This window comes from Micromonospora sp. WMMD961, assembly GCF_029626145.1.
Taxonomy (GTDB): Bacteria; Actinomycetota; Actinomycetes; order Mycobacteriales; family Micromonosporaceae; genus Micromonospora.
The window spans coordinates 6,638,954-6,661,228 of the sequence record NZ_JARUBJ010000002.1; the positions used below are offsets into that span (position 1 = coordinate 6,638,954).

A 22,275-nucleotide genomic window follows, 5' to 3' on the forward strand; every position below is an offset into this window, starting at 1 on the left:
TGGTCCGCGATGCGGGAGCGGGAATAACCGACGATGCCGTCGGTCAGGGGACGATGTCACCCGCGTAGCGACGGCCGTCGAGGTAGGGCCAGGCGTTGGCGACGCAGCCGTCCAGGCCGTACGTCTGCTGCTGCATCACCGGTGCGGGCTCACCCGGGGCGGGGCAGGCCTCGTGCAGTTCGCCGAACTCGTGGCCGACCTCGTGGTTGATCACGTAGGTGCGGTAGGTGTCCAGCGAGGCGCCGTAGTCGGGCACTGCCTCCATCCAGCGGGCCAGGTTGATGATGACCTGGCCGGGCAGGCGGCAGGAGGTGTAGCGCTCGGTGGTCAACCCGCCCTCGGCGCACATCCGCTCGGACGTGACCGGGGTGGCCAGGTAGATGGTGAAGTCGGCGGCACCGGCGTCGGCCACCCGCTGCACCCGCAGGTCACCGGACGCGATCCAGCTGCGCGAGTCGGCCAGGACCTCGTCCACCCGGGCGGCGAAGACCTCGGCGTCCTGGCCGGTGCCGCGTTCCACGACGACCCGGTACCGGCGCAGCGGACCGTCCGTACCGTGCACGGGTGTCTCGCCGTCGGCGGCGGTGAAGCGTCCCGCTCCGACCGACGGGTAGCTGGTGGGCGCAGGGTGTGGCGCCCCACCGCCGCGTCCCGTGCCACTCTGGGTCGTGACGGCAGGAGTCACGGCCGCCGGCTCGCCGTCGCCCCTGGCCATCGGCACGCCGATGACGGCGGTCAGCACGAGAAGGACGAGCAGCAGGGTGCGGCGACGTCGCCGGTGCATCCGGGCCAGCGTGGGACGCACGTACGCCGGCCGGCCCGACGGGTCGGGCGGCTGGGGCGGGCCGTAACGGGACGACGGCGTCATGACGTCGAGCCTGCCAGATTATTCGGGCATTCTTCCGTTTTTGCAGCTATTGCCGCAAGACGCCTGATGGAGGGGTACGAGGAGGGCGCGTCGGCCCGTCACTCAGAGGGCAGGGCCGGTGTAGCGACGCCCGTCGAGGTACGGCCACGGGTTGACCTGGCACCCGTTGAGGAAGAGCGTCTGCTGCATCATCACCGGCGCTGGCCGGCCGGCACCCGGGCAGCGCTCGTGCCGGTGCCCGAGCTGGTGCCCCACCTCGTGGTTGACCACGTACGTCCGGTAGACCGCCAGCGGCACCTTCGCCGAGACGAAGTGCGGCACGGACAGCCGCCACCGATCCAGGTTGATGATCACCTGGCCGGGTGCCCGGCAGGACGTGTAGGGCCGACCCCCGACCCTGATGTCCACTCCCCCGTCGGCACACATGCGACCCGCCGTGCGGGCGGTCGCCAGGTAGACGGTGAAGTCGCGAGGCGCGCCCCCCGGCACCTGTTGCAGCCGCAGCCTGCCGCTGTCGACCCAACTGCCCGGCCCGGCCAGCGCCGTCTGGACCGCCAGCGCGAAGTCGGCGGCATCCTCGTTGCTGCCCGACTCCACCGCGACCCGGTAACGCCGCAGCTCACCCGCTCGCCCCAGCACGGGCCCGGAGCGGGCGTCGTACCCGAAATCGCCGGTGCCGGCGCTCGGGACCGCACCGGGCATCCGCAGCACCGGGGGCGGGCTGGACGGGACCGCCGCGGAGGGCGACGGGCTGACCGACGGCGGCAGCGGCGCGGCCACCAGCGGCGGCAGCGTCGGGATCTCGTCGGCGGCCAACCGTTCGGCACCGGGGTGCCCGTCCGGCCCCTCCGCGATCACGGTCACCGCCGCGCCCACCGCCAGCACCACCGCCACCAGCTGGGCGAACAGCGCGAAGCGTCGCTGACGACGGGCCGGGAGGCGGGCTGAGCTGGGCATCGGGCTCAGCCTGCCAGATCGGGCCGCCCAGCGGACTCCTCCGTTTCGGCGAGCAGGCCGACCACCGCTCGGGCCACCAGTCGGGGGACCTCCAACTGCGCCACATGACCCACACCGTCGAGCATCATCAACCGGCTGTCGCGGATGACCCGCGCGGTCTGCGGCGCGACCCGCACGTCGACCAGACGATCCTGTCGACCACCCACCACCAGGGTCGGTGCGCGCACCGCCTCGGCGAGCCGCCACAGCGAACCCGGCCCCGGCAGGTACGCCCGCAGGAAGCTGGAGACCAGACCACGAAACGTCCGGACGTACGCGGCGGCGTAGTGCTCCGCCTCGTAGCGGACCCGGATCTCCTCCAGCGCCTCGGCCCGGCGCTGGTCGCAGATCCGGCTGAGATCGGCGACACACGCCTCCAACACCTGCTGGGCCATCACCTCCGGCGCGAGCTGGGTGAGCCGCTTGGCGACCAACCGTTCGCCGCGCGGAATGGCGAGCACGGGCAGCATCCGCCCCTGCAACGAGCGACGGAAATCCAGGAACGGCAGGGCCGGGGAGATCAGGGTGAGCGTACGGACCAGGTCGGGCCGGAGCCCGGCCACCTGCACCGCGACCGCTCCGCCCAGCGAATTGCCGAACAGGTGCACCGGACCCCGATCGGAGTGCTCGATCCAGCGGACGACGAGGTCCGCGAAGGCCGGAATCGTGTAGCGGGGACCCGGTTCACTGCGGCCGAAGCCGGGCAGGTCGATGGCCTGACCGTCCAGCCGGTCGGCGAGCAACCCGGCCAGGTCGGTCCAGTTCTGCGACGACCCGCCCAGCCCGTGCACGTATAGCGCCGGCTCCGCGCCGACGGCGGTGGCCGGAGTGTCCCGCACGTACGTGACCAAGCCGTCGAGGCGAACCTCGCGGCCCGGCCACGGCGGGGGAACACGGTCGTCGGGGAGCAGGTGGTCCGGCCAGAGGGTGGCGCGTCTCATCGTTCCAGTCTGCCCCGGACCACTCAGGACAGCAGCGCCTCCAAGCGACGGTTCACCGCCGCGAGGGTCGCCCGCACCACCGCCTGCCGGGGATCACCGGCGACCAGAGCCGAGCCGGCGAGCTGCTCGACCCAGCCCTCACAGACGAGCAGAGCCACCACGGTGGCCACCTCACAGTTACCGAACGGCACCACCGCGGCGTGCTCGACGAAGCAGCGCCCCCGCTCGGCGTTGTCGGCACCGCGCAGCAACTCGTCGACCGCGGCGGCCGCGGCCACCGCGCAGAGCCGCAGGACATAGCCGTCCACCGCCGGCCCAGTCGCGTACCCGGACGCGCTCTCGCCCCCGGCCAGCAGCCGGACCTCCACGTTCGCGTCCAAGCCGAAGGTGCTGACCTGCACGTGGTCGATCACCACCCGTGGCCCCGGCGCGCCGTCCGTCTCCAACGGCCGGGACGGCGCCGACTCCGTCGTGGTCACCTGGCCGCCGGAGTACGACGTGCCGAGCGTTGCCGGGCTGCCGGTGGCGGCACCAGCGGGGGCGGCCGAGACCGAGCCCGGCTCCTCGACGGTGGCACGACCCCGGTGCGGCGCGTTCGACCGCCGGCGGCGCGAGGTGTCAGTGCCCGGCCTCTGCTCCAGGCCCGCCGGCACGGCCTCCACCCGACTGCCGGACGGACGGGTGCCCGCCGTCGACTCGGCCGCCCGGACCCCACCGCCGCGCGGGTCGGCACCGGCATCGCGCGACGCCGCGGTCTGGGGATCCGGGGTACGTCGTTCGGCGACCCGAGGCTCGGCCACGCGACGGCGCACCGGCGGGGGTGGCGTGCTGGGCAGGCCGGGCACGTTCTGCGGAGCGGCGGCCAGCCCCATCCGATCCTGGAGCAGACGGGCCACCTGTCGACTCACCTCGGCCGGGTCGGCGCCGTCGGCCAGGTCCAGTCGCAGGCTGTGCGCGCCGGCCGGGGTACGGCGCAGCGCGGCGTCGCGGACACCGGCCACCTCCCGGACGGCGTCCAGGATCGCGTTGACGTCGAACCCCTCGGGGCGCTCCCGCAACGGGGCTGGCTCGTCGTCGCGGCGAAGGTGGGTGGCGATGCGGGCGAGTTCCGGGGTTTCGGCGGGTGGGTCCACGGCTGGCGGCTCCGGCACGACGGGCACGTCCGGCTCGGCGGGGACGCGCTGCGGCAGCACGACCGCTCTCGGGTCCGACTGCTGGTCGTCCTCGGGGGACGGCGTCGGGTCGGGTGCGGATCGGCGCGCCGCATAGGGGGAGGCCGGCGCGGGGCCGGGCCGGTCGCGGGGGTCGGGCCCGTTCATGGCGGACGGTGGCACGGCCCCCGTCGAGGACGACGTGACATCGGTGGATGACGAGGCGTTCGTCGGCGCGGACGGGCGCTGTGGCTCGACCGGGCCGGGCGGCTCGGGCGTCGCCGGGCGGAGCCGGAATGGCGCAGCCGGTCGGACCTCGGGCCGGGCCGGGCCGGAGGTCTCGTCGTCGCCCCCACGAGCGAGCTTGGCCGACTGGATCGCCGCCCAGGATGGACGCTCGACCGGGGTGGCGGGGATGCGCCCCTCGGACCAGTCCGGCCGCTCGTCCCGGGTCGGGTTCGCCGAGCCGGTCGGTGAACCGCCGGCCCAGGAGGGGCGTTCTGCCACCGGCGGTGGGCCCACCGGAGCCGGTGGCGGGTCGGCCAGCGTGGGAGGTGCTCCCGCTGGCGCCGGAGGTGGCATGACGGGCGACGCCGGGCTGGTGGCCCAGGACGGGCGGGTCGGCGGAGCACTGGTCGGCTCGGAATCGGCGCCACCAGCCCACGACGGCCGCGACGGCGTAGCACTGGTCGGCTCGGAATCGGCACCACCAGCCCACGACGGGCGCGACGGCGGAGCACTGGTCGGCTCGGAATCGGCGCCACCAGCCCAGGACGGACGGTCGGTCCGGGACGCGCGGGTCGCCCCGGACCCGGCCCAGGACGGCCGGTCGGCCGGTGGGCCACTGGTCGGCGTCGGGCCACCGGCCCAGGTCGGGCGCTCCACGGCGGGCGGAGTCGCGGCCGGCGACGACACCGGCGGACCGCTGGTCGGGGACGGGTCCGAGTCGACGGACCGCAGGGGACGTTCCGCAGGTGGGACAGCGGACGGAGCAGCCCAGGAAGGGCGGTCGGCGGGCGGCGCGCTGGCCGGTTCGGCGGGGCGTTCCGGCGCAGCGTCGGACGCCGCTACACCCCGTGCTGGGTCGTACCCGCGCGGCGAGTCGGCGCGGACCGGTTCATACGGGCGGGGTGACTCGGCCCACACCGGCTCGTACGGCTGGACCGGCTCGGCGGCCCAGCCGGACGCGGACTCGTCCCGGGCCGGCGGGGCGGCCGGCTCGTCGTCCTGCCGGGACCAGGGCGGCGCCCAACCGCCGCCCCAGCTCGGACGGTTCCAGCTCGGCCCCGACCAGTCCGGCTCGACGGCCGGGGGCTCCCCAGCTCGGTGCGCGTCCCCGACTCGGTGCGTGTCTCCCGGGCGGGGGCCGTCGGCGGCACGGCCCGAGTCGGCGGCACGGCCCGGCTCGGCTCCACGGCCCGGCTCGGCTCCACGGCCCGGCTCGGCTCCACGGCCCGGCTCGGCTCCACGGCCCGAGTCGGCGGCGTCGGTGTGCCCGGCCGGCCCCGGGGTGCGTCCCGGCGCGGCCGGATGCTCCGGTGTCAGCGGGGCTCGCCATTCTCGTGGCGCGGCCGACGGGTCGTCGGCGGCGAGGCGTTCCCCGATCGGCGCGTGGAAGCCGGGCGGCACCTCGAAACCCGACGCGGAGGTGCCGACGGGCGGCACCTGGACGGCCGGTGGTGCCGAGGTGGGCAGCCCCGGCTCGGGCCAGCGGGCGCGGTGCGCGACGGCCGGATCGGCGGTGGAACGCTGACCGGTGGTCGTGTCGGCCTCGCCGGTTGCCTGCTCCGCTGGCGGCACGGGACGTTGGGCGGGCACCACCAACCGGTCGCCGGCCGTCTCGGGCCGACCGTCGGCGGGCAGCCCCGGTGGTGCGCTCACCGGCGTGGGGCGTCCCACTGTCGGTTCGAGACCGGGGCGACGGACACCGTTGGCGTCGTCCGGGTGGTGCACACCGTTGGCGTGGTGGCCGTTGACCCGGGCCGACGGCTCCGGGTCGCCCGGCGGCCCGGCCAGCGGCGACGGAAGGTCGCCGTGTCGGGTGGAGGAGGTGCGCCAGCCGGACGCCGGGTCGGGTTGCCAGCGCGGCGCCTGCTCCCGGGCGTCGTCGCGGTCGGCGGCTCGGGGCCACCCACCCGCCTGAGGCGCCCACCCACTGACGGCACGGCTCGGGTCGTCGTGCTGACCCGCTCCGTCACCGTGTTCTCCCGGGGTGGCGGCTCCGGGTTGCCCTGTTTCACTCACCGCGCGCTCCTTGGTCGCCCCCGCTGAGGCTACCGTGTGCCGAGAGTGGCGATAAGTTACAGCGGCGGGCCATTTCCACGACGGTGGTCAGTGACCTCGCCGGTCTGGGGGGAAAATGCCGGCTCGTACGGAGAACTCGGAGGATCCCATGACCGCTGCGGGGAATGGTGCACAGACCGCTGGCCGGCCCACCCGCCTGCCCCGCTCCGCGCGTCGTAAGCAGCTTCTCGCTGCGGCGCAGGAGGTGTTCGTCGCCCAGGGCTACCACGCCGCCGCCATGGACGACATCGCCGAGCGGGCCGGGGTGTCCAAGCCGGTGCTCTACCAACACTTCCCCGGGAAGATGGACCTCTACCTGGCCCTGCTGGACACGCACTGTGACGCCATCGTCGCCAAGGTGCACGACGCGATGCGCGGCACCAGCGACAACAAGGAACGGGTCAGCGCCTCGGTCCGCGCGTACTTCGACTTCGTCGACCACGAGAGTGAGGCTTTCCGGCTCGTCTTCGAGTCGGATCTGCGCAACGACCCGGCGGTGCGGCAACGGGTGGAGCGGGTCGAGCAGGGCTGCATCGCGGCGATCACCGACACCATCATCTCGGACACCGGCGTGAGCCGGGCACACGCCGAGCTGCTCGCCTCCGGGCTGGTCGGTGCCGCCGAGACGGCTGCGCAGTTCTGGCTGGCCGGTGGCCGGCAGGTGCCGAAGGCCGAGGCCGAGGCGTTGGTGGCCGCGCTGTCGTGGCGGGGCATCGCGAGCTTCCCGCTGCAAGGTGAGTCAGCCTGACCGCCGACCCCGTGATCGGATAGCCTTCGCAGGGCGGTTCTTTCGCCCCAGTTGAGGAGGCACAGTGGAGGTCAAGATCGGCGTGCAGTACGCGCCGCGCGAGCTGGTAGTGGACAGCGCGCAGTCGCCGGCCGAGATCGAGCAGATCGTGACCGACGCCTTCGCCGGTAACGGCGGCACGCTCTCCCTGACCGACGAGAAGGGCCGGCGGGTCATCGTTCCGGTCGAGAAGGTCGCCTACGTCGAGATCGCCGAGGCGTCTCCCCGAGCGGTCGGCTTCACCGTCCGCTGACCGGGCCGGCCATCGCGGCAGGTCGGCGACCGGCCACCTGCCGCAGGCCGGCACCGGCCCCTACTGCCGCAGGCCGGGTTCCCGACCACCGTGGCCGGGCCCCCGACCACCGCAGGTCGGACCGACCGGCCGTCGGTCAGTTGCTCAGCCCGGCGGCGGCCATCCGCGCGGTGTGCGCGGCGGTGAGCCTGCCGAACAGCCCGGGCACGTCGACCCGGTCGCCCCGCGCGATCAGCGCGGTGAGTGCGGCCCGCTCGGCGGCGACGCGGCTCGCCTGGGACAGCGCCTCGCCGACCAGCCGCCGCGCCCACATCGACAGCCGACCGGCCACCCGGGGGTCGTCGGCGACTGCGGCTCGGATCTCGGCCGCGGCGAAGTCGGCGTAACGGGAGTCGTGCAGGACGTCGAGCACCAGCGCCCGGTCCGGTTCCGCCAGCGCGTCGGCGATCTCCCGGATGAAGTCGTCGGTGATGGCGTCGCCGACGTACGCCTTCGTGACCACCTCCGCCCAGTCCCGGGGTTCGGTCGAGTCGTGGTACGCCTGCAGCGGCGCGACGTAGGGCGTCATCGCGTCGTCCGGCGGCACGCCCAGCGCGGTGAGCCGGTCGGCCAGACGCCGGTAGTTGACGATCTCGGCGGCGGCCATCTCGTCCAGCGCGGCTCGACGACGCAGGTCAGGGGCGAGCCGGGCATCACCCGCCATCCGTTCGAAGGCGAGCAGTTCCCCGAAGGCGACCAGGCCCAGCAGGTCGGCGACGGCGGGACCGGGGGTGGTCGGCGTGGACACGAGCGCAGGCTACCCCGTACCCGAACGCCCCGGTTAACGTGACGTAGGTCACAATTACTTGCCCCGCGTGGCGAGTGGCCGGATGGGAATCGGGACGGGGGCATGCCTGTTCAGGTAGCATGGAGCAGTTGCCGTGGGCGCCGATCTGATCGAAGCTCAGCCCGCGGCGCGCGTGCGGCCCGGTCCGGCTCGGCAGTCTGCCGCCGACCGTGTGGCCCGCGTCATACCGAACGCGCCCTGAGGACATGACGGGCGCACCCACGAGAGGGCACCCCCACATCCAGATGAGCGACCTTACTCAAGATTTGCTGGACGGCCAGGAACTGGCCCCCACCGCCCCGGTTCGGCCGGAGGCTCCCACGTTCGCCGCACTCGGCGCCCGCGCCGAGACCGTCGAGGCGCTGGCCTCGGCGGGCATCACCCGCGCCTTCGCCATCCAGGAGTACGCGATCCCGATCGCCCTGCGCGGGGTCGACCTGATCGGCCAGGCACCCACCGGCACCGGCAAGACCCTCGGCTTCGGCGTACCCCTGTTGGATCGGGTCTTCGCGCCGGGCGAGGGAAGCGACGGCGTCCCCCAGGCGCTGGTCGTCGTCCCCACCCGCGAGCTGGGCATCCAGGTCGCCAAGGACCTGGCCGCCGCCGGCCGGACGCGCGGCGTCCGGGTGCTGCCGATCTACGGCGGGGTGGCGTACGAGCCGCAGATCGACGCGCTGCGCAAGGGCGTGGAGATCCTGGTCGGCACCCCCGGCCGGTTGATGGACCTGCAGAAGCAGAAGCACCTCCGTCTGGACCGGGTGCACGCGCTCGTCCTCGACGAGGCCGACCGGATGCTCGACCTGGGCTTCCTCGACGACGTCGAGAAGATCCTCGCGATGCTGCCGGAAGACCGGCAGACGATGCTCTTCTCGGCCACCATGCCGGACCCGATCGTCACCCTGTCCCGGCGCTTCCTGCGCCAGCCGATGACGATCCACGCCGGGCACACCGCCGAGACCGGCCCGTCCCCGCAGACCCAGCAGCTGGTCTACCGCACCCACTCGATGAACAAGGTCGAGGTGGTGGCGCGCATCCTCCAGGCGGAGGGGCGTGGGCTGACCATGATCTTCACCCGCACCAAGCGGGCCGCCGACCGGGTCGCCGAGGACCTCGACTTCCGTGGGTTCGCCGTCGCCGCGGTGCACGGTGACCTGGGCCAGGGTGCGCGCGAGCGGGCACTGCGCGCGTTCCGCGCCGGCAAGATCGACATTCTGGTCGCCACCGACGTGGCGGCCCGAGGGCTGGACGTCACCGGCGTCACCCACGTGATCAACTACGACTGCCCGGAAGACCAGGACACCTACACCCACCGGATCGGTCGTACCGGTCGGGCCGGCGCGACCGGTGTCGCGGTGACCTTCGTCGACTGGGACGACATGCCGCGCTGGCGGATCATCGACAAGACCCTCGGTCTGGAGATGCCCGAGCCGCCGGAGACCTACCACACGTCGCCGCACCTCTACACCGACCTGCACATCTCGACCGAGGTCAGCGGCACGCTGCCCACCGCCGAGCGCACCCGGGCCGGGCTGTCCGCCGAGATCGAGGAGGACCTGGGCGGGACGACGCGCTCCCGCCGGGGTGACGGCGGTGGTCGGGGCTCCCGACGCGGTGAGAGCCGTGGCGAGGGGCGGGGCGAGCGCCGCGGTCGGGGCGACAGCCGCCGCGACCGCTCCGACGCCGGCACCCCGGCCGTCGCCGAGGCGCCCGCGGGCGACAGCGCCGAGGAAGGCACCCGTACCCCCCGCCGCCGGCGTCGCCGCCGGGCCGGCGAGGTGGTCGCGGGCGAGACGACCGCGGTGATCGCCGCCGAGACCGGTGCCGCCGAGCCCGCCGCCGCAGCTGACGGCGAGCCGTCGAAGCCGCGTCGCCGCCGGCGTCGCCGTGGTGGCGGCTCCGGCGCGGGTACGCCGGCCGAGGCGACCGCCGACTGACCAGCAGTCACACCTGACATCCCCCGCACCGCCGCGCGCGGTACGGGGGATGTTCCCTTCCCACCCCACCTGCCGAAGATGGAACGATGCCGGAACCACTGGACGCCGCCCTGACCGAGGTCCGGGCGCTGCTACTCGACCCCGCGTTGACCCGGGCGGTCGCCGCCGGACGTCGCCGCGGGCGCCGCCCCACCGTTGAGCGGGTCGAGCTGCGGCCGGTGACGCTGAAGGCTGGGCCCCGGATGCAGATCACCACGTCCGACGGCGCTCGCCCGTACACCCGTAACCTCGCGCCCGGCGCGGAGGCCGCCGTGGCGGTCGACGAACTGCTCGCCGAGCCGTTCGGCAACTGGCACGTGGAGACGGCCGACTCGACCCTCCAACTGCGGGTGACCAAGTCCGGCGAGGCGCAGGTGCACCGGGCCGCGACGACCCGTACGGCGGCCACGCCGGGCGGGAACGACCGGGCGAAGGAATACCTGCTCGACCCCGGCGACCCGATCTTCGCCGAGATCGGCGGCTCGGCGGCGAAGCGCCGCCAGGTGGACGCGTTCCTGCGGGCCCTGGCCGCGACCCTGCCCGACGACCTGACCGGTCCGCTACGGGTGGTTGACCTGGGTTGCGGCAACGCCTACCTGACGTTCGCCGCGTACCGCTACCTGACGGGTCGCGGGCTGGACGTCCAACTGATCGGCGTGGACGTCCGGGAGGACCAGCGCCAGCGCAACACCGCGCTGGCGCAGCGGTTGGGCTGGGCCGACCAGGTCAGCTTCGTGGCCGGCACCATCGCCGACGCCGTCGTCGACCCCGCGCCCGACCTGGTGTTGGCGCTGCACGCCTGCGACACCGCCACCGACGAGGCGTTGGCCCGCGCGGTGCGCTGGGAGGCCCGCTGGGTGCTGGCGGCGCCGTGCTGCCACCACGATGTGGCGAAGCAGCTTCGCGCCCACCCGGCCCCGTCCCCGTACGAGTTGCTGACCCGGCAGGGCATCCTGCGCGAGCGCTTCGCCGACGTGCTCACCGACGCGCTGCGCGCCGGGTTGCTGAGGGTGCACGGCTACCGGGCCGAGGTGGTGGAGTTCGTGGACTCCCAGCACACGCCGCGCAACCTGCTCATCCGTGCCCGCCGTACCGGCGGCGAACCCACCGAACCGCAGCGTGCGGAGTATCGCGAGCTGGTCGACCACTGGCGGGTCACACCCCGGCTGGAGACCCTGCTCTCCGCCGAGCAGGTGCGCAGGCCCTAACGCCGGCGGTCGCTGGCACCGCCGTCGAGGACCGACACCCGGTCGATGCCGGGCCGAGGTCCGACCCGGTCGCCGTCTGCCGGGGCGCTCGGAAACGGAACGACCTTGCCTGAGCTCTCGGCGTTGCCGGCTGCGGCGAAGGCGTTCCAGGAGATGTCCACCAGCAGCTTCTTGATCTCGGCGTGCCGGATGGCCGCGCTGCGCTGCAAGGCCATCCGGGCCCCCAGCACGACGCCGACCAGCGTCGTGGTGATCGCGCCGGTGGCTGCCAACACCTGGAGACCGGTCGCGGAACTGGTGCGGAGCACCAGGACCACCATCCAGATCCAGAACCCGGCGGCGAAGACGCCGGCCTTGGCGACGAAGAAGAGGCTCACCGCACCGGGCTGGTACGGCTGGGGGCGGCTCGATTCGGCCATGGTGCTCCTCGGCGGTGGTGCGTTCGGACGCGGCAGGCGGAGGACGCCGTGTCGGGACGGGCACCGAGCCTAGTGGAACAACGACGATGATCGCTCTCCGTGCAAGTTTCGGTCCGCATCGTGCTGCCGGAGAAAAAGTCTCATCCACGGGACAGTTTGTGCGGTCAGTCAATTGTTTCCGCCGTCGGGCGTACTACCCTCGGGAGGCATCGTCCCGGCGCTCCGACGGGAGGGAAAGACACACAGGGATGGCATCAGCCGACGTATCACCGCAGATGGCCTTCGCCCGCTTCGTCCGGCGTGCCATCGATGACGCTCGCGAGGAACGCGGCTGGACCGTGACTGATCTTGCCTCACACACGGGCGTTGGTCGCTCCACCGTGTTCCGCTGGCTCGCGGGTGACTGGCAGGACTATCCCGAGCTGGCCAAGGTGCGCGGCTTCTGCGCCGCACTGGACCTGCCGGTCGCCGCCGCCTTCCGCGCGCTCGGGCTGCCCGACGCCGGCCCCACGCCCCGCCGACGTCACGACGACGGCCCCGTCGAGGCGGACGTCCGCGCCATCCTGGACCGGCTGGCCGACCCCACGGTCCCCGCCGAGGAGAAACACCACATCCGCGATCTGCTCCGCTACCTGGCCCGCCGCCCCATCCGCCGCGCCGGCTAACCCCGCGCCCTAACCCCGCGCCCCCAAACGGGCCGGACCGCCAAAGCCGACCCACCCCGAGCAGTGATCATGAAGTTATTGACACGACGCGCCGTGGAGAGTGGCGACAACTTCATGATCAACGGGACGAGAGGGGCGGCCCGGGCGGGTGGGGCTTTAGGGGACGGTGACGGTGAACTCCGCCGTTTGGACGGTGGGGCCTACCTGGAAGTCGAGGTAGAGCCGGTAGCGGCCCGGGCCCGGGGTGGTCAGCCAGAACTTGATCTGGCCGTCCACGAGTTCCGGCTCGGGGTGCACGTGCAGGTAGCCGAGGTCACCCTCGCGCAACGCCACCAGGTGCCCGTACGCCCCGAGGTAACGCTCCAGCGGGGCCGCCCCGCCCGCGCCGTCGACCCGGAAGGTCAGTGGCACTGTCGCCCTGGCCTGCGGGGCGCCCTGGTAGCCGACCGTGAACCCCTCCACAGTCGTCGAGGTGGCCGGCCCCGGCAGCGGACGAGGCTGGTAGTCACCAGGCACCACCAGGTCCGCGCCGAGGGTCACCGCGGTCTGCGTGCCGTCGTCCGCCACCACTGTGAAGTCGGCGTACGCGCGCCAGACGCCGGGCTGCGCGAGGGTCAACGGCACCGACCAGGTCCCGTCGGCCGCCATGGTCGGATGCAGGTGCTGGTAGCCGGTCAGGTCCCGGCGGACGACGATGAGGTGCATCGGCTTGTCGTGCACGACGGCGAAGCGGGTGACGGGCCGGCGTTGCACGTCACGCACCTGGAAACGCAGCTGACCGGGGCGACCGGCCGCGAACTCGGTGGCCAGCGGCACCAGGGTGAGCCCGGCCGAGCTGACCGCCAGGCCACCCGGCTCGGTGGGCGCGCCCTGGTCGGTGCCCGTGGCGGTGCCGTGGTTGTGCGGCCCGATGCCCGGTGGGTCGGTGTGATCGGCGGCCAGCGAAGGGGCGCCGGTGGTGGTGCCGCCCTCGTTCAGCCGGCCGAGGCCGAAGCCGAGCAGGACCGCCAGCACCAGCCCGCCGACCACCAGGGCCAACCGGAGTGTGTCGCGGTCCGGCGCGGCGGAGACCTGCTCAGGCACCGCCGACGCCCAGCACGTGACCCGCCCGGTCGATGGCGGAACTGCCCGCGACGGCGCGGCGGTCGGGCTGCTGGTCGGTCATGCCGCCCACGGTACCGCCGCGTCGGGCCAGCTCAGACCGACGTCCGGACGGCGTGGCGACTGTCGCATTCGACGCCGCCCGGGAACTCCCACCGACCAGCCCTGAACGTGAGCCGCCGCGCGGGTCACCCAGCCACGGCGAGGGCGAGCGGAAGCACGTCGGGCGCGCCGGCCCGGCGCAGTTCGCGAGCCACCAGCGTCATCGTCCAACCCGAGTCGACCAGGTCGTCGACGAGGAGCACCGGGCCGTCCAGACCAGCCAGCGTCTCGGCCAGGTCGGTCGGCACGGTGAAGGTGTCGTGCAGCGCGCGTACCCGTTGAGCGCTGTTGCCGCGCGGCCCGCCGGGGCCGCCCGCCCCGGCTGGCGTTACCTGGCCGAGGAGCGGCAGTCGGCCCACGGCGGCGATCCGCTCGGCGAGCGACCCGACCAGCCGGGGCCGCCGCCGCGAGCCGACCGCGACCACCGCCGCCGGCCGGCGGGGCCACGGGTCGTCGCCGTGCGCCCACGCCTTCAGCACCTCCACCACGGCCCCGGCCACATCGTCGGGCACCGGCGCGTCCGGCGCCTCCGGGCCGACGAGATCCCGCAGCCGGCCACCCCAACCCAGGTCCGAGAGACGCCCGACCGCACGGCCCGGCAGGGCCTGCTCCGCGGGAGCGATCCGGCCCTTGAGGGGTACGCCCACCGCGTCGAGCCCGGTCGGCCAGAGCTTCTTCGGGGCGATCTCCACACCGGGTCGGCCCAGGAATGTCTGCGCGGCGGCGAGAGCCGCCGTCGACACGTCGGCGGCGAAGAGAGGCTCGGCGCACCGGTCACAGCGACCGCAGTCGACCGCCCCGGTGTCGTCCAGGCGTTCCCGTAGATACCGCATCCGGCAGTCGGACGTGGTCGCGTACTCCCGCATGGCCTGTTGCTCGACGGTGCGCGCCTCGGCGACGCGGCGCAACCGGGCCTCGTCATAGGTCCACGGCTCGCCGGTGGCGAGCCAGCCACCGCGCACCCGACGGACCGCGCCGTCCACGTCGAGCACCTTGAGCATCAGCTCCAACCGGGCCCGGCGCAGGTCGACGAGGGGTTCGAGGGCCTGGGTGGAGAGCGGGCGGTCGGTGTGCAGGGCGGCCAGCACGGCCCGCACCTGCTGCTCCGGTGGGAACGCCAGCGAGGCGAAGTACCGCCAGATCGCGGCGTCCTCGGCACCGGGCAGCAGCAGCACCTCGGCGTGCTCGACGGCGCGGCCGGCACGACCGACCTGCTGGTAGTACGCGATCGGCGAGGGCGGCGCGCCGAGGTGGACGACGAAGCCCAGGTCGGGCTTGTCGAAGCCCATGCCGAGCGCGCTGGTGGCGACCAACGCCTTGATCTTGTTGTCGAGCAGGTCCTGCTCGGCGGCCCGCCGGTCGGCGTCCTCGACCTGCCCGGTGTACGACGCCACCGGGTAACCCCGGGAGCGCAGGAACTCGGCCGTCTCCCCCGCCGCGGCCACGGTCAGCGTGTAGACGATCCCCGAGCCGGGGAGTTGGTCCAGGTGGTCGGCGAGCCAGGCCAACCGGTGGGCCGGGCTGGGCAGGTCGAGCACCCCGAGGCGCAGCGACTCGCGGTCCAGGGTGCCGCGCAGGACGAGGGCGTCGCCCAGCTGCTCGGCCACGTCCTGGGTGACCCGGGAGTTGGCGGTGGCGGTGGTGGCCAGCACCGGGGTGCGCTCGGGCAGCTCGGCGAGGAACGTCCGCAGCCGCCGGTAGTCCGGCCGGAAGTCGTGCCCCCAGTCGGAGACGCAGTGCGCCTCGTCGACCACCAGCAGCCCGGTGGTCGCGGCCAGCTTCGGCAGCACGCCGTCGCGGAAGTCCGGGTTGTTGAGCCGTTCCGGGCTGATCAGCAGCACGTCCACCGCCCCGGTCTGGATCTCGGCGGTGATCTCGTCCCACTCGTCGAGGTTCGCCGAGTTGATCGTGCGGGCCCGGATGCCGGCCCGGGCCGCCGCCTCGACCTGGTTACGCATCAGCGCCAGCAACGGCGAAACGATCACCGTGGGGCCGTGGTCGCCGCCGTGCGCGCTGTCACGCAGCAGCGCGGTCGCCACGAAGTAGACCGCCGACTTGCCCCAACCGGTGCGCTGCACACAGAGAACGCGCCGCCGGTCGACGACCAGCGCCTCGATGGCCCGCCACTGGTCCTCGCGCAGTCGGGCGTGGTCACCGGCGAGCCGGCGCAGCACCGCCTCGGCCCGCTCCCGTACCGCTGCTCGATCGTGGCTCATCCGGCATTTCTACCAGCCGTCGCCGGGGAACCCCCACGATCAACGGGGTTCGGCGGGCTCCGACCGCGTCGTCGCGCGAGTGTGTACCGGCAGGACGGGCGGTGGGAGGAAGAGCAGGACGCTGCGGAGCGCGTCGGTGGCCGCGAGCGGAAGCTGGCAACGCGCCGCCAACTCCTCCATCGACGCGTACGGGCCGCGTACCCACCGGTCCATCGCCACCTGCCGGCGCTGCGCATCGGTGAGCCCGGGCAGCGTGGCGAGCACATGATCGGATACGGCGTTGACGTCGACGAGCCCGCCGTCGTCGAAGGCGCGGGGCAGGTCCGGTCGGCCGATCGCGAACTCCAGACGTGCCGAGGGGTAGCGGTGCAGCAGGTTGCGTGCCTGCTGGCGGCGAATCCGGCGCTCCTCCGCGTGGGCCTGCGCCACGCGCGGCCGTCCGGTGATCCGTCCCCAGACCCAACGGTTGAGCAGGACTATGTGCGCGGAGCCGACCAGCCAGCAGAGGAAGACCACGCCGAGCGCGGAGAACGCCTCCGCCGCCGAGTCCTCCGTCTCCAGGTCGTCGGTGGCGATCATGACGACCAGCAGCGTCGCGGTGAGGAGGTAGCCGAGGGCCGCGAGGCCGAGCCGTCGACTACGCCGCCGCACCGCGTACGCCAGCACCACCAGCCAGGTCCCGGTGCCGAAGGACAGGAGCGCCAGAAGGGTGCCGAGGACGGTGGTCGTGGTGCTCACCCACGCCGGTAGCGGGTGCCGCTCCCGGCGCGGCTGCTCGACAGCGAACGGCGAAGGCGAGCCGGCGGGCAGACCGTCCAGCGCGGGGTACGGCGGCGACGGCAGATCTGCGTACGGCGGCGCCTGAAGTGGCGGCGGCGGGACGGTCGGGTCGGGGGTCGGGGCGGCCAGAGGTGCGTCGGCGGACGGATGCGCTGGCGCTGGCGGCATCATGCTCTGGGCATGCCGGGTGCCGGAAGCCGAAGCGGGCCAACCTGTTTCCCGGACACCGGCGGTGAGGGTCGGGTCGGCGCGCAGGATCCGCGCGTGCAGCTCCCGGAGCGCCTCGCCGGGGCCGATGCCGTGCTCCTCGCGGAGCAGGCTGTCGATGTCCCGGTACGCGGCCAGTGCCTCGGCCTGCCGCCCGCTGCGGTACAGCGCCAGCATGTACTGGTAGCGCAGCCGCTCCCGGACCGGGAACTCGGCCACCAACTCGACCAGCTCGCCGACCGTCTCGCGGTGCCGCCCGCTGCCCAGTTCCAGATCCGCGCGGGTCTCCAGGGCGACGGCCCATAGCTCCACCAGGCGGTGCCGGGCGGCCTCGAACACGCCACCGGAGAAGCCGGTGAACGGCTCACCGTGCCACCGGGCCAGCGCATCGGTCAGCTCGGCCAGCGCCTGGTCCGGACTTTCGGACGCGTGCCGTCGAGCGGCCTGGACGCCCCGCTCGAAGCAGATCGCGTCCACCGCCTCCGGGTCGACCCGGAGCAGATAGCCGGCATCGGTCAGGCTCAACACCTGCCCGGGGGTACGCGGCGAACGGTCCGGCTCCAGCACCCGGCGCAGCCCGGCGACGTACTTCTGCACGACGTTGGGGCCGTTAGCGGGCGGATCCTCCGGCCAGACCGCCTCGATGATCTGCCCGGTGGACACCGGACGACCCGGGGAGAGCAGCAGCACGGCGAGCACCGCGCGCTGTTTGCTCGGACCGAGGTCGATCTCGCGGTCGGCGTACCAGGCCCGCTGAGGCCCGAGGATCTCGAAACGCAGCTGTCCTGACATGCGACTTTCCGCTCCTGACACCCCCGTGAGCACCGGACGGCAGTGCCCGGCAGCCGGACGGCAGCATATCGGCAGCCGGACCGCCGTGCTGATCCGCAACATCGTCGTCGGCAAGAGCCACGCAGCGAGAAAGAGACATGCGATGACACAGGCAACGGGCACCGCCGGCACCTTCGGACGGACGGTCGGCGCGATCGCCGCCGTGCTGGCCGCGACCACCCTCCTCGGGGGTTGCGGACCGAAGGACGAGCCCGCCGCGGCGCCGCAGAACAGCCCGGCCGCCAGCCCGAGCGCCAATCCCAAGGACGCACTCCTGGACGCCGTACCGGACGGCTCCGAGGGGACGTTCCGGTTCAGCGGCAAGGACTCGTCGAGCACGATCGACGGCCGGATCGACCCGGCGGCGAAGGCGTTCGAGCTCAACATGAACATGCCGCCGGACTCCGACGGCATCGTGGTGAAGATGTCGTTCCTGGTGATCGAGGACCAGAACTGGGTGAAGGCGAAGTTCAGCGGCCGTTCCGGCCTGCCGAAGTTCCCCGACAAGTGGATGAAGGTGGACCCCAAGAAGCTGACCGACGCCGCGAGCATCCCGACCTACGACGGCGTGGACCAGGGCAACACCGGTCCGCTCATCCAGGCGGCTACCTCGGTCGAGGAGAAGAGCCCCGGGCAGTACGTCGGGTTCATCGACGTGAGCGACGCGGAGGCGGCGAAGGCGTTGGAGGACGGCGAGGCGGCCGCGCTCGGTGAGGCGGCCAAGAAGGTGCCGTTCAGCGCCGTGGTCGGTGCGGACAAGCGGCTGGCCTCGCTGACGTTGAAGATCCCGGCCGCTGGCAAGGCGAAGGCGTACGACTACGTCGTCAACTACGCCGACTACGGCAGCGCCCCGAAGATCACCGTCCCGACGGCCGCCACCTCGACCCAGGCCCCGGCGATGGCGTACGAGATGTTGAACGGCTGATCCACAGGACAGGGGGCGGCGGCCACACGGGGGGCCGCCGCCCTTACGTCGTTCATGGCGCGCGCGTGGTCAGCGGCCGAGGACCGAGCCCCCGTTGACGCCGAGGACCTGGCCGGTGACGTATCCGGCGGCCGGGCTGGCCAGATAGCGGACCGCCTCGGCGATGTCGTCCGGCAGCCCAGCACGCCCGACCAGGGTCGCCGCGACCCGCTTCGCGTTCCCCTCGGCGGTCATCCGGTCGCCGAAGAACTCGGTCTCGGCGACGTAGCCGGGGCTCACCACGTTGACCGTGATCTGCTCCGGACCAAGCTGCGCTGCCAGGTCGTACGCCCAGCCGTGCAGGGCCGCCTTCGCGGCCGAGTACGGCCCACCGCCGCCACGCTGAGCGGCGATCGAGCTGACCAGGATCACCCGCCCGCCCGGTCGACGCAGCGCCGGCCGCAGCGCCTCGGTCAGCAGCACGGCGGTGAGCACGTTGGCGTCCAGGTTGGCCCGCCAGTGTGCGGCGGTCCCGACCAGGGTGCCGGTGTCCCCGCCCAGGTAGCCGCCGGCGTTGTTGACCACCACGTCGACCGGCCGACCGCCGACCGCTGCGAGCACCCGGTCGAGTTGCTCCGGGTCGGTCAGGTCGGCGGTCACCGCGTTGACCGCATCGGTCCGACCACACTCAGCGGAGATCCGCTCGGCGGCGGCCGACAATACGTCCGCCCGCCGCCCGACGATCAGAACGTCGTACCCGTCCCGGACGAGCGCCTCCGCCACGGCGGCCCCGATCCCGGTCCCACCTCCACTGACAACAGCAACCCGAGAGTCCATCTCCCAACCTCCCCTGCGCACAACCTCGTCGATCATGAAGTTATCGCCATCCGCCGCGGCGTGTCGTGGCTATAACTTCATGATCGACGAGGTCTAAGGGGTGGGGGTGGGGTCAGCGGCGGGGGCGGAGGGCTCGGGTCAGGTGGGCTACGCGGGGGGCGAGGCCGGCCAGGCCGCCGGGGAAGAAGTAGACGGCCAGGATGAAGACCGTGCCCAGGACGAACAGTGGCTGGCTCAACGGGTGGCTGAGGACGGCCGGCAGGTTGTCCACCGCGTCGCTCGTGCCGAACGCGGTGAGCCGGTGGTCCAGGTACATGTAGAGGACACCGCCGAGCACCGGCCCCCACCGGGTGCCCGGCCCGCCGAGCACCACCATGACCAGCAGCGACAGGGTCAGCTCGGAGGACGTGATGTGCGGTGACGCGCCGCCGACGATCAGGACATAGACCACCCCGCCCGCCGAGGCCAATCCGCCGGCCAGGGTGAACGCCACCAGCTTGTAGCGGTACGGGTCCAACCCGAGCACGCCGATCCGCCGCTCGTCGTCACGCAGCCCGGCGAGCACCCGACCGGTCGGCGAGCCACTGACCCGGTGCACCACGAAGACCACGAGCGTCAGGTACGCGAGCGCCAGCCAGTACAGGTTGACAGTGTTGGTCACCCCGACCAGCCTGGCGGGCAGCCCGGACACGTCCAGCGGCAGGCCCTCCTCACCGCCGGTGAGCCCGCCGAAGTCGCGGGCCACCAGGATCGCCCCGACCTGCGCGAAGGCCAGCGTCACCATGGCGAACGCGATGCCCACGGTCCGCAGTGCCACCGCGCCGAGCAGCGCGGCGAGGATCGTGCCGCCGGTGACTGTCAGCAGGGCTGCCTGCCACAGCGGCAGACCGGCCCGGGTGACGAGGATGTCGGTCCCGTACACGCCGGCGGCGAAGTACAGCGCGTGCCCGAAGGAGAGCATCCCGGTCCGGCCGAATAGCAGGTCGTACCCGGCCGCCAGCCCACCGAAGATCAGGCAGATGGCGAGGAGTTGCAGGGTGCCGGGCGAGTTGACCGGCCCCTCGAAGACTCCCGGCAGGGAGATCGTCGAGTACGGCAGGATCGCCAGCACGACCAGCGCGACCAGCGGCAGGAACGGGCGGACCCGGTGCCACCGTCCCCGCTGCGGGGTCAGTTCGTCCGGCACCTGCGCGGGAGGCGCGTCGATCACCGTCATGCCGTTGCCACCTTTCCGGCGATGCCCTGCGGGCGCAGCAGCAGCACCACGGCCAGCAGCCCGACCACGCAGATGTCGCCCAGCCCGGACGTGCCGTAGTAGTTGACGAACTGCTGCACCAGCCCGACCACGACCGCCGCGTACGCGGAGCCGATCACCGAGCCCATCCCACCGATCACCACCACGATGAACGCGAAGATCAGCAGCGAGCTGCCCTGACCGGGCGAGACGGTGCCGAAGTAGACGCCGCCGAGCGCGCCGGCGAGCGCGGCTGCCGCCCCGCCGATCGCGAAGACCAGCGTGAACGCCTTGCGCACGTCGATGCCGAGCGCGGTCACCATCTCCCGGTTCTCCACTCCGGCCCGGATCACCAGGCCGTACCGGGTCCAGCGCAGGAACGCCAGGATCGCGCCGAGCACCAGCACCGCCGCGATGATCAGCAGCAGACCCCCGTTCGGCACCTGCGCGCCGAGGATCCCGGTCACCTGCCGGGTCCAGTCGGGGCGCGGGAACGGCCGGGCATCCGCACCCCAGGTCGCCTGCAACAGCGCCACCCCGGCCAGCGACAGGCCGACGGTGACCAGCACCTGCTCGATGGTGCGGGAGTAGAGCGGACGGATCAGCACCAGCTCGACCAGGATCGCCACCAACGTGCCGGCAGCCACCCCGAACGCGACCGCCAACACGAAGCCGAACCCGTCGGGGCCCGCGCCCGGCAGGTTGCCGGCCGCCCACCAGGTGCCGTACGCGCCCACGCCGAGGAACAGCCCGTGCGCGAAGTTGAGCACGTCGGCCAGGCCGAAGACCAGGGACAGGCCGGAGGCGACCAGGAAGTACAGCGCGGCCAGGCCGAGCCCGGTCAACGCCAGGAGAATGACGGTCCCCATCAGAGTTGGTCCTTCCTCGCGACTGCGGGGCTCGCAAGCTCGCTCCTCGCGCTCGGCGCGACCGCCTCCGCCGAACCGACACCCAGCAGCGACTTGGTCAACGCCGTCTCCAACAGCAACTCGTGGGCGTCTCCGGTCCAGGCCACCTTGCCGGCGGCCAGCACCACCGCGTCGCGGGCCAGCCGGCGTACGACGGCCAGGTTCTGCTCGACGAGCAGCACCGGCACCGACTCCGCGACCCGTTCCAGCACCTCCGCCACCTCGGTCACCACCTTCGGCGCCAGCCCTTTGGTCGGCTCGTCGACCAGCAGCAACCGGTTGTCGTTGAGCAGCACCCGACCGATCGCGAGCATCTGCTGCTGCCCGCCGGAGAGCGAGCCGGCCCGTTGCCGTCCGCGCCGGTCCAGCTCCGGGAAGAGCGCGAAGACCTTGTCGTACGCCGGGGTGGTGCCGCGCCGTTCGGCGAGCCGGAGGTTCTCGGCGACGGTGAGGCCGGCGAACACGTCCCGGTCCTCCGGCACGTAGCCGAGCCCACCGCGTACCAGCCGGTGGGTGGGCCGGGCCAGCAGGCTCTGCGCGCCCATCCGGATGGTGCCCCTGACCTCCCCGGCGGGCGGGGTGAGCCCGAGGATCGCACGCAACGTGGTGGTCTTGCCGACGCCGTTGCGGCCGAGCAGGACGGTCACGCCGGTCGGGGCGACCGTGAAGGACACCCCCTGGAGGATGTGCAGCCCGGAGATCCGGACCGACAGGTCCTCCACGCTGAGAACGGGTTCCATCAGGCCCGCCTCCGTTCGCGACTGCGGGGCTCGCAAACCCGGCTC

The 22,275-nt window shown here is 73.1% G+C and carries 19 protein-coding genes; 6 read left to right on the plus strand and 13 right to left on the minus strand.

Annotated elements, in window-relative coordinates:
- Window positions 1–43 precede the first annotated feature (43 nt).
- From O7614_RS30395 to O7614_RS30410, 4 genes are all read right to left on the minus strand, one after another.
- A complete protein-coding gene (locus O7614_RS30395; protein WP_278141792.1) occupies window positions 44–868 on the minus strand; it encodes a DUF3152 domain-containing protein in 825 nt (274 codons plus the stop codon).
- A gap of 102 nt (window positions 869–970) precedes the next feature.
- Entirely contained in the window at window positions 971–1,825 is an 855-nt protein-coding gene (locus O7614_RS30400; protein WP_278141793.1) for a DUF3152 domain-containing protein, read from the minus strand.
- Between the two features lie 5 nt (window positions 1,826–1,830).
- Window positions 1,831–2,805, minus strand: a complete 975-nt coding sequence (locus O7614_RS30405) for an alpha/beta hydrolase (protein ID WP_278141794.1) — start codon at window positions 2,803–2,805, stop codon at window positions 1,831–1,833.
- 23 nt (window positions 2,806–2,828) lie between these two features.
- On the minus strand, window positions 2,829–6,200 hold the full coding sequence (locus O7614_RS30410; RefSeq protein WP_278141795.1) for a hypothetical protein: 3,372 nt from the start codon (window positions 6,198–6,200) through the stop codon (window positions 2,829–2,831).
- A gap of 148 nt (window positions 6,201–6,348) precedes the next feature.
- Here O7614_RS30410 and O7614_RS30415 point away from each other — a divergent pair, with 148 nt between their 5' ends.
- Complete coding sequence (locus tag O7614_RS30415; protein ID WP_203152031.1) at window positions 6,349–6,987, plus strand: TetR/AcrR family transcriptional regulator; 639 nt, start codon at window positions 6,349–6,351, stop codon at window positions 6,985–6,987.
- A 64-nt stretch (window positions 6,988–7,051) separates the two neighbouring features.
- Complete coding sequence (locus tag O7614_RS30420) at window positions 7,052–7,279, plus strand: DUF3107 domain-containing protein (RefSeq protein WP_179781071.1); 228 nt, start codon at window positions 7,052–7,054, stop codon at window positions 7,277–7,279.
- A 136-nt stretch (window positions 7,280–7,415) separates the two neighbouring features.
- Here the strand turns inward: O7614_RS30420 and O7614_RS30425 are convergent, their stop codons facing one another.
- Window positions 7,416–8,066 (minus strand): ferritin-like fold-containing protein, encoded by a 651-nt coding sequence (locus tag O7614_RS30425; RefSeq protein WP_278141796.1) that lies wholly within the window; start codon window positions 8,064–8,066, stop codon window positions 7,416–7,418.
- Window positions 8,067–8,350: 284 nt separating this feature from the next.
- Between O7614_RS30425 and O7614_RS30430 the strand changes: the two genes are divergently transcribed.
- A complete protein-coding gene (locus O7614_RS30430; RefSeq protein ID WP_278141797.1) occupies window positions 8,351–10,039 on the plus strand; it encodes a DEAD/DEAH box helicase in 1,689 nt (562 codons plus the stop codon).
- An 86-nt stretch (window positions 10,040–10,125) separates the two neighbouring features.
- The gene (locus O7614_RS30435; protein ID WP_278141798.1) at window positions 10,126–11,286 is read left to right on the plus strand and encodes an SAM-dependent methyltransferase; all 1,161 of its coding nucleotides are present in this window, start codon (window positions 10,126–10,128) and stop codon (window positions 11,284–11,286) included.
- On the opposite strand, the gene O7614_RS30440 is transcribed toward O7614_RS30435, so the two are convergent.
- Entirely contained in the window at window positions 11,283–11,705 is a 423-nt protein-coding gene (locus O7614_RS30440; protein WP_278141799.1) for a hypothetical protein, read from the minus strand. The genes O7614_RS30435 and O7614_RS30440 overlap by 4 nt on opposite strands.
- A 248-nt stretch (window positions 11,706–11,953) precedes the next feature.
- On the opposite strand from O7614_RS30440, the gene O7614_RS30445 reads away from it, so the two are divergent.
- A complete protein-coding gene (locus O7614_RS30445; RefSeq protein ID WP_278141800.1) occupies window positions 11,954–12,370 on the plus strand; it encodes a helix-turn-helix domain-containing protein in 417 nt (138 codons plus the stop codon).
- Window positions 12,371–12,526: 156 nt separating this feature from the next.
- Here the strand turns inward: O7614_RS30445 and O7614_RS30450 are convergent, their stop codons facing one another.
- From O7614_RS30450 to O7614_RS30460, 3 genes are all read right to left on the minus strand, one after another.
- On the minus strand, window positions 12,527–13,453 hold the full coding sequence (locus O7614_RS30450; RefSeq protein ID WP_278141801.1) for a hypothetical protein: 927 nt from the start codon (window positions 13,451–13,453) through the stop codon (window positions 12,527–12,529).
- Between the two features lie 206 nt (window positions 13,454–13,659).
- Window positions 13,660–15,789, minus strand: a complete 2,130-nt coding sequence (locus O7614_RS30455) for a DEAD/DEAH box helicase (RefSeq protein ID WP_278141802.1) — start codon at window positions 15,787–15,789, stop codon at window positions 13,660–13,662.
- 39 nt (window positions 15,790–15,828) lie between these two features.
- Window positions 15,829–17,568 (minus strand): AfsR/SARP family transcriptional regulator, encoded by a 1,740-nt coding sequence (locus O7614_RS30460; RefSeq protein WP_278141803.1) that lies wholly within the window; start codon window positions 17,566–17,568, stop codon window positions 15,829–15,831.
- A 142-nt stretch (window positions 17,569–17,710) separates the two neighbouring features.
- Here O7614_RS30460 and O7614_RS30465 point away from each other — a divergent pair, with 142 nt between their 5' ends.
- The gene (locus O7614_RS30465; RefSeq protein ID WP_278141804.1) at window positions 17,711–18,532 is read left to right on the plus strand and encodes a hypothetical protein; all 822 of its coding nucleotides are present in this window, start codon (window positions 17,711–17,713) and stop codon (window positions 18,530–18,532) included.
- 69 nt (window positions 18,533–18,601) lie between these two features.
- Here the strand turns inward: O7614_RS30465 and O7614_RS30470 are convergent, their stop codons facing one another.
- From O7614_RS30470 to O7614_RS30485, 4 genes are all read right to left on the minus strand, one after another.
- Complete coding sequence (locus tag O7614_RS30470; protein WP_278141805.1) at window positions 18,602–19,348, minus strand: SDR family NAD(P)-dependent oxidoreductase; 747 nt, start codon at window positions 19,346–19,348, stop codon at window positions 18,602–18,604.
- 112 nt (window positions 19,349–19,460) lie between these two features.
- Window positions 19,461–20,564 (minus strand): branched-chain amino acid ABC transporter permease, encoded by a 1,104-nt coding sequence (locus O7614_RS30475; RefSeq protein ID WP_278141806.1) that lies wholly within the window; start codon window positions 20,562–20,564, stop codon window positions 19,461–19,463.
- The gene (locus O7614_RS30480) at window positions 20,561–21,451 is read right to left on the minus strand and encodes a branched-chain amino acid ABC transporter permease (RefSeq protein WP_278141807.1); all 891 of its coding nucleotides are present in this window, start codon (window positions 21,449–21,451) and stop codon (window positions 20,561–20,563) included. Before O7614_RS30480 ends, O7614_RS30475 begins: the two co-directional genes overlap by 4 nt.
- Window positions 21,451–22,230 carry an ABC transporter ATP-binding protein gene (locus O7614_RS30485; RefSeq protein ID WP_278141808.1) on the minus strand — a complete coding sequence of 260 codons (780 nt, stop codon included), beginning with the start codon at window positions 22,228–22,230 and terminating at the stop codon, window positions 21,451–21,453. The genes O7614_RS30480 and O7614_RS30485 overlap by 1 nt, the downstream gene beginning before the upstream one ends.
- Between the last annotated feature and the right edge of the window lie 45 nt (window positions 22,231–22,275).